Source organism: Sphingobium sp. HDIP04 (assembly GCF_000445085.1).
Classification (GTDB): domain Bacteria; phylum Pseudomonadota; class Alphaproteobacteria; order Sphingomonadales; family Sphingomonadaceae; genus Sphingobium; species Sphingobium indicum.
The window spans coordinates 32,634-44,546 of sequence record NZ_ATDO01000031.1 but is presented as its reverse complement, the minus strand read 5'-3'; the positions used below and the strand labels follow the sequence as shown (position 1 = coordinate 44,546).

Sequence of the window (11,913 nt, the reverse complement as noted above, 5' to 3'; positions counted from 1 at the left end):
GCCGTTGCAAAACAACGCTGATGTCGCGCCAGCCCACCCCCTAACCCCCTCCCGCTTGCGGGAGGGGGAATGACGGGAATCCACCCAAATCCAGTCATCGACGGAAGCATGGCTTATATCGCTGCTTAACCACGATATTAACGGAATGATTGCTGTTTCTTTGCTATGGCGCGGTCATGCCGGGGCCGCGCCCTTCTTCCCGCCGATTGACGGAACTGGACGCCTTGCGGGGGTTGGGCGCGCTGTGCGTGCTGGTCTTCCATTATTCCACGCGCTTCCATGAACTGTTTCCGCAGGCGGCCCATGTGCCCTTCCGCTTTCTGGGCGGCAATTACCGGGTGCTGCTGTTCTTCGCCATTTCCGGCTTCGCGATCTTCTTCACGCTCGACCGCATCCGCACGACGGCCGATTTCCTGGTCAACCGTTTCGCGCGGCTCTATCCCGCCTATCTCGTCGCGATGCTCCTGACGCTGGGCATCGAATCCCTGGCGCGGGTTTCCCAACTGCTGATCGGGCCGGCGGCGATTCTGGCCAACGTCACCATGCTGCAGGGCTTCGCCTTCCTGCCGGAGGTGGACGGCGCCTATTGGACGCTGACGGTGGAGATCGCCTTTTACGCCTGCATGCTGTCGATCTGGAAGTGCACGGGGCTAAGGCGGCTGGAACTCTTGCTGCTGGGCTGGCTGGCCGCGCGCTGGCTCTATGCGCTGTGGCCGGGCATGCCGGAAAGGATCGTGATGCTGCTGGTGCTGCGCTATGTGCCTTTCTTCATCATCGGCATATTGTCCTATCGCGTCTGGGCAGGGCAGCGAAGCTGGCGCCAGCAGGCGTCCCATGCCGCGCTCGCGCTGCTGTCGGTCGCGACGATCGACAGCCCGGACATGCTGCTGGCCGGCGTCCTGCTGCTGGCGACGTTCGTGGCGCTGGTCGCCGGGCGGCTGCGTTTCCTCAGCTTTCGTCCGCTCGTCTGGATGGGCGGGATCAGCTATTCCTTCTACCTCATCCACCAGCATGTCGGCTTCGTCGTCATGCTGAAGATGGCGGAGGCGGGGTACAGTCCCTGGACGGGGTTCGCGGCGGCATTCGCCGTGGCGCTGGTTTTGGGCACGCTGATCAACCGGCTGGTCGAGCGGCCCGCCGGGGAAGCGATATTGCGCTGGTGGCGGAATCGGGGAAGGTCCGCGCCCGGCGAAGGGGCGCCGAGCCAAGCCTGACCGCTCTCCCCACCCAGGCCATTCACAACCAATTCAAGCAGCCCGCGTTATGCATGGCATGGATGCAGGATGAAGGAGAAAGGCGATGGCCTGGACCGGACGGAGGTTCCTCGCGGCGATCGGCCTTGCCGGTGCGCTGGCCCTGGGCGGCTGTGCTTATGACGATGGCTATTATGGCGGCGTGAGCGTGGGCAGCGGCTATTATGGCGGCGGCTATTATGACGATTATTGGGGTCCGGGCTATTATCGTCCCGGCTATTATGGCGGCTGGTATGACGGCTACTACTATCCCGGCAGCGGCTATTATGTGTACAATCGCAGCGGCCATCGCCAACGTTGGAGCGAAGGCCAGCGCCGCTATTGGGAAGGACGCCGGGAGGCCCGCCGCGATGACGGCCGGCGCGGCAACTGGAACAATGGCGCACCGCGTCAGGGCTGGCGGGAGCGTTCCGGCGGCGACGGCAATCGGTGGAGCGGCAATTGGCGGAATGCCCGACAGGGCAATCCCGCTGCGGGCGCGCAGGCGCCCCGGCCAGGAAGGGGACAAGGGGATATGACGACGCCACGGGCGGAACGCAATTGGGGGACGCCGCGCACCCGATCCGACGGCGCCGCGCGTTCCGGCGGCGGCGGCCGCTCCGGCCGTGAGGGCTGGCGGGGTCGGCGCGACTGATGCGGCTTGGGTCCAGCGCGGTTCTCGCCCTGCTCCTGCTTGCGGCCTGCGACGGCCGGGAGGAGAGCGCGATCGACAATCTGGCCAATGGCGCCAATGCGGCGCAGGTCGAAAATAATTTCCGGGCGGAGGCGCAGGCGGTGCTGGAGCCGCTGAACCCGCCGGCGCCCGGCATGCCCGGCGGCCTGCCGGTCGACCCGCAGCCAGTGGTGGAGGAAGGCTCCATCGATCCCAAGGGCGCGCAGGGCGCCGCCCAGGTGGTGCAGGGCTATTACGGCCTGCTGGAGGAAAAGCGCTATAATGACGCGCAGGATCTGTGGAACGACAACAGCGCCATGGGGGCGGAAGACGATGCGCGCTTCGCCGCCCGTTTTCGCGGATTCAGCGAGATTCATGCCCAGTTGGGCGCGCCCGGCGCGATCGAGGGGGCCGCGGGATCGCTGTTCGTGACGGTGCCGGTGCAGGTCTATGGTCGCCTGGCCGCGAACGGCAAGCCCTGGTATCGGCTGCGGCAGGTGACGTTGCGCCGGGCCAATGATGTGCCCGGCTCCAGCGAGGCGGACCGCCGCTGGCATATAGAGAGCATCGGCCCCTATGCGCCGCCGACTGAGGAAGCGGCGGAGACGGCGGGCAACGCCATCTCCGCCACGGATAGTCTTCTTAAGAAATAGTCGCCTTCACGATCTTGCCGGGGGTCTTGGGCGGCTCGCCCTTGGGCAGGGCGTCGACATGTTCCATGCCGGAGGTGACTTCGCCCCAGACGGTGTACTGGCCATCCAGGAAGGTGGCGTCGTCGAAGCAGATGAAGAACTGGCTGTTGGCGCTGTTCGGGTTCATGGCGCGGGCCATGGAACAGACGCCCCGGACATGCGGCTCGCGGCTGAATTCGGCCTTCAGGTCGGGCAGCTTCGACCCGCCCATGCCGGTGCCGGTCGGGTCGCCGCCCTGCGCCATGAAGCCGGGGATGACGCGGTGGAACACGACGCCGTCGTAGAAGCCGTCCTTGGCAAGCTGGGTGATGCGCTCGACATGGCCGGGGGCCAGGTCGGGACGCAGCTTGATGACGACGTCGCCGCCGCTGTCGAGGGAAAGGGTCAGGGTGTCGTCGGCCATGAAAAATCCTCTCTTCGGGGAAAATTGGGGTGATGGACCATATAGAGCGTTGAGACGGGGATGGAAGCCATTGCAATTGTGACGGGCATGGGCAAAAGCAGCGAAATGCTACAGGAACCGGACAGTAGGGGACGCGATGAGCGAACGAGCCGATACGGCCGAACCCCGGCCGGACGAACTGGGCGATATCGCCGCTGAACAGGCCGAATCCCGCCATGACGAGGATGACCGGCTGAAGGGCGAATTCGTCTCCGCCGTGCTGGACGCGGTGGAGGCGGACGACCGCGACCGCGCGCGCGAACTGGTCTCGCCGCTGCACCCCGCCGACATAGCCGACCTTCTGGAACTCACCCCCTCCGAACGGCGCGGGCAGGTGGCGGCGGCGCTGGGCGACCTGGTCGGCGCGGAGGTTCTGTCCGAACTCAACGATTATGTCCGTGACGACCTGCTCGACGCGCTGCTGCCCGAACAGGTGGCTGAGTTCGCCGCCGAACTGGACACTGACGACGCCGTCGCCATCATCGAGGATATGGAGGAGGCCGACCAGCAGGCCGTCCTCGACGCGATGGAGCCGGAGGACCGCGCCGCCATCGAAAGCGCGCTCTCCTATCCGGAGGAATCCGCCGGTCGCCTGATGCAGCGCGACCTGGTCGCGGTGCCGGAACATATGACGGTCGGTCAGGTGATCGACTATCTGCGCGACAATCGCGACCTGACGACCGATTTCTGGGAAATCTTCGTCGTCGACGAGGCGCATAAGCCGATCGGCACCTGCCAGTTGAGCTGGGTGCTGACCTGCCCGCGCAGCGTCGCCATGGCCGACCTGATGAAGCGCGAACAGACGCTGATCCCGGTCGACATGGACCAGGAAGAAGTGGCGCTGCGCTTCCAGAAATATGCGCTGATCTCCGCTGCGGTGGTGGACGGCAGCGGGCGGCTGGTCGGCATGATCACGGTCGACGACATCGTCCACATCATCTCCGAGGAAGCGGGCGAGGATATCCTCCGCCTGTCCGGCGCGGGCGAGGGCGACATCAACCAGCCGATCCTGGAAACGGTGCGCACCCGCCTCCAATGGCTGGTGGTCAACCTCGGCACCGCGATCCTGGCGGCGTCGGTGGTCGGGCTGTTCCAGTCGACCATCTCCCAATATGTCGTGCTGGCGGTGCTGATGCCCATTGTGTCGGGCATGGGCGGCAATGCGGGGACGCAGACCATGGCGGTCGCGGTGCGCGCCCTCGCCACCAACCAGCTCACCAGTTCCAACACCATCCGCCAGATCGCGCGCGAATTCCGCATCGCCAGCGCCAACGGCACAGCGCTCGGCATATTGATCGGCGTCGCGGTGGGGCTGATCTACGGCAATCACGACCTGGGCATCGTCATCGCGCTCGCCATGCTGATCAACAATCTGGTGGCGGGGCTGGCGGGCATATTGGTGCCGGTGACGCTGGACCGGATGAATGTCGATCCGGCCGTATCCTCGGCTGTGTTCGTGACGGCGATGACGGACGTGATGGGCTTCTTCTCCTTCCTCGGCCTTGCCACGGTCTGGGGTTTGTAATCGGCCAGCCAGCGCCCATCTTCCTGCCATGCCGCTGCACCTCACCAAGATCGCCTTTCGGAGCGAAAGTCCCGCGACGCTCCGCGCCTGGCTGGAAAGCCATGCGGAGGAGGCGCGGCTGACCACGCGCTACCTGCCCAAGCGGGTCGAGGAACTGGCGGGTGGTTCGCTGTTCTGGATTCACGGGCACCAGCTTGTCGGGCGCAGTCCATTGCTGGGCTTTCAGGAAACCGGGCAGGGCCGTTACTGGATCAGGCTGGAACCCCGGCTGATCCCGGTGCGCGCATTGCCCAAGCGGGCGCATCAGGGCTGGCGCTATCTGGAAGGCAAGGACGCGCCGCCTGATCTGGGGTCGAGCGAAGCGAACGATCTGGACGCCATGCCGACGCGGTTGCTGGGGGAATTGTCGAAGCTGGGGTTATTGTAGGATATCTCGGTGACTTTCAGGCGAGCCCCTTCACCTGCTCTCCAATCTCCCGCAGTTCCGCGACGAAGCGCTTTCTCTCCTCCATCTTGCGAGCCTCATCCGGCACCCTCAGCAAATAGCTGGGATGCACCGTGATCCAGCCCTGCGCGCCGCTCTCCAGCGCGATGGGCGCGCCGCGGACGCGGCTGATCGTCAGCGCCTTCCCCAGCAGCGCCCGCCCCGCCGTGGCGCCGAGCGCGACGATAATCCGGGGCCGGACCAGCTCCAGCTCCTGCGTCAGCCACCAGCGGCAGGCCTGGATTTCCGGCGTTTCGGGCGTCTGGTGGATGCGCCTCTTGCCGCGCCGCTCATGCTTGAAATGCTTGACGGCGTTGGTGATGTAGGCGCGCCTGCGGTCGATCCCCGCCTCCTCCAGCGCATAGTCGAACAATTGCCCGGCCGGCCCGACAAAGGGGCGCCCGGCCAGATCCTCCTGATCGCCGGGCTGTTCCCCGATGAACATCAGCGGGGCGTCGACCGGCCCTTCTCCGAACACCGTCTGGGTCGTGTCGCGGTAGAGCGGGCAGCGGGTGCAACCCATCGCCTCCTCCCGCAGCGCGCTCCAGGCCGCCGCGGCGTTCCCCTGCCGGGCGGAAGGCCTGGGCGGCGTCGCGATCATGGCCGCCTCCCGTGACTGGGCGCCTGCCACAAGCTCCGGGATGAGCGCGGCTTCGGGCAGGTTGCGCCAATATTTCCGGGGCATTTCGGACAGCATCGCGCCGACCTTGAGCCGCGCCGGATTGAAGATCGCCGCATAATAGCCCTTCCAGATGTCCTCGACCGGGTCTTGCGCGGGCGCATCCCGGCGGGTGGCGCCCGGTCCTTCGGTCAACGCATCGCCGTCCCAATGGATGCTGAGTTCCGGCGTCAGGATCGACCAGCGCATCGAGGCAAAGCGGCGCGCGAAGAATCCGGCATTGGCGCGGACGATATGATGGTCCGGCTCGAACCAGGCGACGAAGCGAGGCCCCTCCGCATCGGCCAGTTCGCGGAACCGGACGAAGGCGCGCATCTTGTGCATGTCGCGCCGCACCGCCTTGGCCAGGGCCTCCACCCGGCGGACCAGCGGGTCGGCGCGATCCTCCAGGCTGGCGGGGCGGTCGCGCACTTGAACGAGCAGGGCGTAGAGCAGGGCGAAACGCTCCGCATCGCGGTGCAGGATTGCCTTTTCCGCCAGTTCGACAAAGGCGCGCGGGACGGAAAAGGCGACCTCGCCTACGGGCGGAGGCGCTTCGTCCGCCGCGAAGAGATCGCCTTCATCCCCTGTCTGCCAGAGGATGTCGGCTGGCTTCGTGCCGGCGAGGGCGAAGGCGCGCGCGGCCACGCGCCAACCGTCGAAATCATCCGGTCCGTTCAGCCGCGCGCGATGCATGGACCCTAATCATTCGCCTCGGCGCGCTGCAATTCGGCCGGTTTGCGCTGGGCGAACCGGGCGGCCAGCTTCTGCTCCTCCTCCGCAGTCAGTTCCTTCGCCGCGTCGGGGAACATCTCCTCCTCTTCCTCCTCGATATGGTGGAGGTAGCGCTTCTTCATCTGGGCGAAGACGCGGTTCCATTCATCGCCATTGAAGGGCAGGCCTTCCAGTTCCTCAAGATAATCGTCGATCTCCTTATGCTCCGACACGCTGTGCTGGGCGTCTTCGCGCAGGTCGGGCCGCGCCAGCATGGTGGCGTAGAGCGTTTCCTCCTCCGCCGCCGCATGGGCCGTCACCTCCACCCGGAACTGTTCGAACAGCTTTTCCAGCCGATCCGGCTCCGCCTGCGCATCGGCCATCTTGTCGAACAATTGCCGATGGGCGTCATGATCCTGCTTCAATCGGTCGAAAATGCTGGCGTCGGCCATGGGGCATGCTCCTTCTCTTGCGGAAGGAACAACGATGGACCGGGCCTTTGGGTTCAGCCGAACAGGGCGTGAAAAATGATCGCGACGGGAATCCAGAGCAGCCCGCCGCCAATGCTGGCGCCCCAGAGCTGCACCAGATCGCGGCGGAAGCGAAGGTCGAGGCTGTGCGCGGGCAGCCCGCTGCTGTCGAGCAACTCCCAGCGGCGCTCCAGCCCCCGCGCCGCGACGGCAAAGCCGCCGATCGCCACGATGATGCCCAGATGCAGCAGCAGCGACCCGCCCATCTTGGCGACGATGAAGATCTGAAGCAGGCAGAAGACGACCAGGGCGACGGCCAGATGGGTGCTCATCCGCTGGGCATGGCCCGTGCGGCGGGTCGCGCCATCGTTCCACTTCGTCGCCAAAAATCCGGCCCTTTCCTTGCGTCGGACAAGGAAAACATGAACCGCCCGTCCGATCAACGGCAAAATGCGCGCGACTCACGGAAAAAGCTCATATTGCGAGGCGGGCGGGTGCGTGATGTGCAGGGTCAGCCGGTCGGCCAGATGCACCGGGCGCCAGTCGGCCGCGACCAGGAAGGGGCGCAGCTTGGCGACGCTCCGCGTCAGCCGGGCGACATCGTCCAGCCGCAGCCGCCGGTGGCGGCGGCTGGCGACGATCCGGTCCACCGCCTTCACCCCCAGTCCCGGCACCCGCAGCAACGCCTCGCGCGGGGCGCGGTTGACGTCGACCGGAAAGCAATCCCGGTGCCGCAGCGCCCAGGCGAGCTTGGGATCGATGTCGAGCGGCAGGCAGCCGGTGGCGGGATCGGCGGCGCTTTCCAGCTCCTGCGCCGAATAGCCGTAGAAGCGCATCATCCAGTCCGATTGATAGAGCCGGTGTTCGCGCATCAGCGGCGGACGCTTCAAGGGCAGCACGCTGCTGGGCGAGGGGATGGGCGAGAAGGCGCTGTAATAGACCCGCCGCAGCCTGTGCCGGCTGTAGAGCGCACTGGCCCGCCGGATGATGGCGCGGTCGTCCGCCTGGTCCGCGCCGACGATCATCTGGGTGGACTGGCCGGCCGGGGCGAAGCGCGGCGCATGGGCGTAGCGGCGACTGGCGTCCGACCCATCCTCTATGGCGTCGCGCATGCCCGCCATGGCGCTTTCGATCCGCTGCCCGTCCTTTTCCGGCGCCAGCCTGCGCAGGCCCTGCTCGGTCGGCAGTTCGACGTTGATCGACAGCCGGTCGGCATAAAGGCCCGCATGGCGCGCCAGTTCCGGATCGGCGTCGGGAATGGTCTTGAGGTGGATATAGCCGCGAAAATCATGCTCCTCGCGCAGGCTGCGGGCGACGGCCACCAACTGTTCCATCGTGTAGTCGGACGACCGGATGATGCCGGAGGAGAGGAACAGCCCCTCAATATAGTTGCGGCGATAGAAGCTGAGCGTCAGGTCGACCACTTCCCGCACGGTGAAGCGGGCGCGCCGCACATCGCTCGACCGGCGGTTGACGCAATAATGGCAGTCGAAGATGCAGCTGTTGGTCAGCAGGATCTTGAGCAGCGAAATGCAGCGGCCGTCGGGCGCATAGGCATGGCATATGCCCATGCCCTCGGTCGAGCCGATGCCGCCCTTCCGGCCCGAGGCGCTGTCGCGCTTCGCCGTGCCCGACGAGGCGCAGGACGCGTCATATTTGGCGGCGTCGGCCAGGATTTCCAGCTTCTGTCGGGTGGTGAGGGCGGTCATGATTGTTCATCATATGTTCCTCACCCGCCCCTGTCCATAATCTCGATCAGTCGGGCTCGCCGGGATCGGCATCCAGGACCTGGCGCACCTTTGCCGCCAGTTGATCGAGCGTGAAGGGCTTGGCGAGGAAGGAGACGCCGGGGTCGAGCATGCCGTTATGGACGATGGCGTTGCGGGTATAGCCCGTGGTGTAGAGGATCTTGAGGCCCGGTCGGCTCGCCCGCGCCCGGTCGGCCAGGTCGCGCCCGTTGATGCCGGGCATGACCACGTCGGTGAACAGCATGTCGATGCGCGGCTGGATTGTCAGCATTTCCAGCGCCTGTTCGCCGTCGGATGCCTGGACGATGGTGTAGCCCAGCTCCCGCAGCGAATCGACCGACATGTGCCGGACGCGCTCCTCGTCCTCCACCACCAGGATGATCTCTTCCCCCTTGGCGCGGGGCAGTTCGGCGGGCGCCGCCTGGATGGCGCCGGCGACCGGCTCCGGCCCGTAATGGCGCGGCAGGTAGATCTTGATGATCGTGCCCTCGCCGGGTTCGGAATAGATCTTCACATGGCCGCGCGACTGCTTGATGAACCCGAACACCTGGCTGAGGCCGAGGCCGGTGCCCTTGCCCACGCCCTTGGTGGTGAAGAAGGGGTCGAAGGCGCGCTCCACCACCTCGGGCGGCATGCCGGTGCCGCTGTCGGTGACCGACACCATCACATATTGCCCGGCCAAGACGTCGTTGTGGGCGGCGGCATAGGCATCGTCGAGATGGGCGTTGGCCGTCTCGATCGTCAGCTTGCCGCCCATGGGCATCGCATCGCGCGAATTGACGCAGAGGTTGATGATGGCCGATTCGAGCTGGCTGGGGTCGATGCTCGCCCGCCACAGCCCGCCCGCCAGCACGGCCTCGACCCGGATGCTCTCGCCGATCGTGCGGCGCAGCAGTTCAGACATCCCGCCGACCAGCTTGTTGACGTCGGTCGGCTGCGGGTCCAGCGGCTGCTGGCGGGAAAAGGCGAGCAGCCGGGCGGTGAGCTGGGCCGCGCGTTGCGCCCCTTCGGTCGCGTTGTCGACGCCCCTGACGATCCGGACGTCGGTGCCCGGCGCCAGCCGCCGCCGGACGATGTCGAGCGAGCCGATGACGATGGCGAGCATATTGTTGAAGTCATGGGCGATGCCGCCGGTCAGTTGGCCGATCGATTCCATCTTCTGCATCTGGCGCAATTGCCCCTCGGCGGCTTCGCGCTCCCGCGCCTCGCTCATCAGGCGGCGGTTGATGTCGGCCAGCGCCTGCTGGCTTTCCGTCGCCTCGGCCACGCGGCGATAGGCGGTGCGCAGCGCCACAGCGCCCAACAGGGTGATCAGCACGGCGGACACGGCAAGTCCGATCGAAACCATGGTGCTGAGGCGATTGTCATTGGCCGTCCGGCCCTTCAGCAACTGCGCCTCCCGCGCCCGCATCGCCGCCACCAGGGCACGGATGCGGGCCATCGTGACCATGCCCGCATCGAAATCGCCCGCCGGGATGATCTCCCCCCGCCGCCGCCGCTCTATGCCCGTGCGCATCAGGAACAGCCGGTCGTCCAGCAGTTCCTCCAGTTCCTCCACCGATCGGGCCTGCGGGGGATTGTCGCGCACCTCCACGCGCAGCGCGGCGAGTTCCTGCCGCCATCGGCCGCGAAATGCCTCATAGGGACCAAGGAAGGAGTCCTTGCGCGTCAGCATGAACCCGCGCTGGGCGCTTTCCGCCTCCTGCACATGCAGCAGCAGCGTCGAAAGCTGGTTCTCGACGCGCAGGGTGTGCTGGACCCAGATGTTGACCCGCTGCTGCACCGCGTAGAGCCAATAGGTGCTGCCCACCGCCAGCCCGACGATCAGCAAGGCCAGAAGCAGCAGGAAGATCGACCGTTCGGGGCGGATGGCGGGCATGGGGCGGAAGATGCGGAAATATGGTGCGGGTAGCAAGCGGGGACAGGCGGTTGCAATCGGATGAGGCCTGACGGGCGCGTCGGGCATTGGCTGCCATAGAGCGCGATGTGGGGGCGGGGGAGTCGGGGTTGGAACGCCCGCCCTCATTCCCCCGGCCTAATCCCGCCAGCCTGGATCGATCCGGTCGATCTTCCGCACCAGCGCCTCGAAATCCGGCACGCCGGGGCCGGTCGGCAATTGCACGCCGCTCAGGTCGCGCTGATGCACGGCGATGACCTCCGGCGGGATGTCCACCGGCGTCCCGGCCGCGCCGGTCGCGACCTGTATCTCGCAGGCGCGCTGGAGCAGCCATTGGGTCAGGAAGGCTTGGGGCAGGGACTTCGCCATGACCAGCGTGCCATGGTTGCGCAGCATCATGATGCGCCGGTCGCCCAGATTGGCGACCAGTCGTTCCCCCTCCTCCGGCCGGATCGTGACGCCTTCGAAATCATGATAGGCGATTCGGCCGATGAAGGCGGCGGCATAGAAATTGGTGGGCGTCAGCCCCTCCCGCGTGGCGCTGACGGCCATGCCGGCGGTGGTGTGCGTGTGGATGATGCAGTGCGCGTCGGGCAGGTGGCGGTGGAAAACGCTGTGCTGGGTGAAACCGGCGCGGTTGACCGGATAGGGGCTGCCGTCCAGCACATGGCCGTCAATGTCGATCTTGACCAGGTTCGACGCGGTCACTTCGCCGTAGAGCAGGCCGAAGGGATTGATCAGGAAGGCGTTTTCCTCGTCCGGCACGCGCAGGGTGATGTGATTGTAGATCAGTTCCGACCAGCCCAGATGGTCGAAAATGCGGTAACAGGCGGCGAGTTGCTGGCGCGCGGCCCATTCCGCGGGCGACATGTCGGGGCGCTTGCCCTTGGTCCTGGCGGCTGTTGCCATGGCGATCCTCCTTATCGTTGATGGGGCGACTATCTGCCTGTCCCGCGCCTCTGTCGAGAAAAACGGCTTTTGGGTTGAATTTGCGCGACTCTGCTGGTAGGGCGCGCCCCACACGGCGCAGGGTGACCTGCGGCGACTCACCGCTATTTCATTCGGGCGGCCCGTCGGGAAGGGTTGAAATTTCCTGGCGATCCGTCCGTTTTCGACTGGAGTTTGACTGGCTTATGCAAATCATCGTTCGCGACAACAATGTCGACCAGGCCCTGCGCGCGCTCAAGAAGAAGCTGCAGCGCGAGGGCGTGTATCGCGAGATGAAGCTGCGCCGTCACTATGAGAAGCCCTCGGAAAAGCGCGCCCGCGAAAAGGCCGCCGCCGTTCGCCGCGCCCGCAAGCTGGAGCGCAAGCGCGCCGAGCGCGACGGCGTCCGTTAAGGACCGCCGTTTCGGGGCGGCCGCCCGGCCGTCCTTCC

At 66.2% G+C, this 11,913-nt stretch carries 13 protein-coding genes; 6 read left to right on the top strand and 7 right to left on the bottom strand.

What is annotated here, in order from left to right:
• The first annotated feature begins 176 nt into the window (after window positions 1-176).
• The 3 genes from L286_RS26415 (at window position 177) to L286_RS26405 (ending at window position 2,558) form a co-directional block, all read left to right on the top strand.
• Window positions 177-1,214 (top strand): acyltransferase family protein, encoded by a 1,038-nt coding sequence (locus L286_RS26415; protein ID WP_020819376.1) that lies wholly within the window; start codon window positions 177-179, stop codon window positions 1,212-1,214.
• An 85-nt stretch (window positions 1,215-1,299) separates the two neighbouring features.
• Window positions 1,300-1,887, top strand: coding sequence for a hypothetical protein (locus tag L286_RS26410; protein WP_020819375.1), 588 nt, complete (start codon window positions 1,300-1,302; stop codon window positions 1,885-1,887).
• Window positions 1,887-2,558 carry a hypothetical protein gene (locus L286_RS26405; RefSeq protein ID WP_020819374.1) on the top strand — a complete coding sequence of 224 codons (672 nt, stop codon included), beginning with the start codon at window positions 1,887-1,889 and terminating at the stop codon, window positions 2,556-2,558. The genes L286_RS26410 and L286_RS26405 overlap by 1 nt, the downstream gene beginning before the upstream one ends.
• Here L286_RS26405 and L286_RS26400 read toward each other — a convergent pair.
• Entirely contained in the window at window positions 2,548-3,000 is a 453-nt protein-coding gene (locus L286_RS26400; protein ID WP_013039184.1) for a peptidylprolyl isomerase, read from the bottom strand. The two genes, L286_RS26405 and L286_RS26400, sit on opposite strands and share 11 nt — an antisense overlap.
• Before the next feature lie 136 nt (window positions 3,001-3,136).
• Here L286_RS26400 and mgtE point away from each other — a divergent pair, with 136 nt between their 5' ends.
• Together mgtE and L286_RS26390 are read left to right on the top strand one after the other, a co-directional pair.
• Window positions 3,137-4,564 (top strand): magnesium transporter, encoded by a 1,428-nt coding sequence (gene mgtE / locus L286_RS26395; protein ID WP_020819373.1) that lies wholly within the window; start codon window positions 3,137-3,139, stop codon window positions 4,562-4,564.
• A gap of 28 nt (window positions 4,565-4,592) precedes the next feature.
• Window positions 4,593-4,991 carry a DUF1489 family protein gene (locus L286_RS26390; protein WP_020819372.1) on the top strand — a complete coding sequence of 133 codons (399 nt, stop codon included), beginning with the start codon at window positions 4,593-4,595 and terminating at the stop codon, window positions 4,989-4,991.
• Window positions 4,992-5,007: 16 nt separating this feature from the next.
• On the opposite strand, the gene L286_RS26385 is transcribed toward L286_RS26390, so the two are convergent.
• From L286_RS26385 to L286_RS26360, 6 genes are all read right to left on the bottom strand, one after another.
• Complete coding sequence (locus L286_RS26385; RefSeq protein ID WP_020819371.1) at window positions 5,008-6,402, bottom strand: UdgX family uracil-DNA binding protein; 1,395 nt, start codon at window positions 6,400-6,402, stop codon at window positions 5,008-5,010.
• Window positions 6,403-6,407: 5 nt separating this feature from the next.
• Complete coding sequence (locus tag L286_RS26380) at window positions 6,408-6,872, bottom strand: hemerythrin domain-containing protein (protein WP_007686537.1); 465 nt, start codon at window positions 6,870-6,872, stop codon at window positions 6,408-6,410.
• A 53-nt stretch (window positions 6,873-6,925) separates the two neighbouring features.
• A complete protein-coding gene (locus tag L286_RS26375; protein WP_007686535.1) occupies window positions 6,926-7,276 on the bottom strand; it encodes a hypothetical protein in 351 nt (116 codons plus the stop codon).
• 75 nt (window positions 7,277-7,351) lie between these two features.
• Window positions 7,352-8,599 (bottom strand): putative DNA modification/repair radical SAM protein, encoded by a 1,248-nt coding sequence (locus tag L286_RS26370; RefSeq protein WP_020819370.1) that lies wholly within the window; start codon window positions 8,597-8,599, stop codon window positions 7,352-7,354.
• A 46-nt stretch (window positions 8,600-8,645) separates the two neighbouring features.
• Window positions 8,646-10,517 (bottom strand): CHASE3 domain-containing protein, encoded by a 1,872-nt coding sequence (locus L286_RS26365; protein ID WP_020819369.1) that lies wholly within the window; start codon window positions 10,515-10,517, stop codon window positions 8,646-8,648.
• A gap of 156 nt (window positions 10,518-10,673) precedes the next feature.
• Window positions 10,674-11,444, bottom strand: coding sequence for a class II aldolase/adducin family protein (locus L286_RS26360; protein WP_020819368.1), 771 nt, complete (start codon window positions 11,442-11,444; stop codon window positions 10,674-10,676).
• Window positions 11,445-11,668: 224 nt separating this feature from the next.
• Between L286_RS26360 and rpsU the strand changes: the two genes are divergently transcribed.
• Window positions 11,669-11,875 carry a 30S ribosomal protein S21 gene (rpsU, locus tag L286_RS26355; RefSeq protein ID WP_004208618.1) on the top strand — a complete coding sequence of 69 codons (207 nt, stop codon included), beginning with the start codon at window positions 11,669-11,671 and terminating at the stop codon, window positions 11,873-11,875.
• Window positions 11,876-11,913 lie beyond the last annotated feature (38 nt).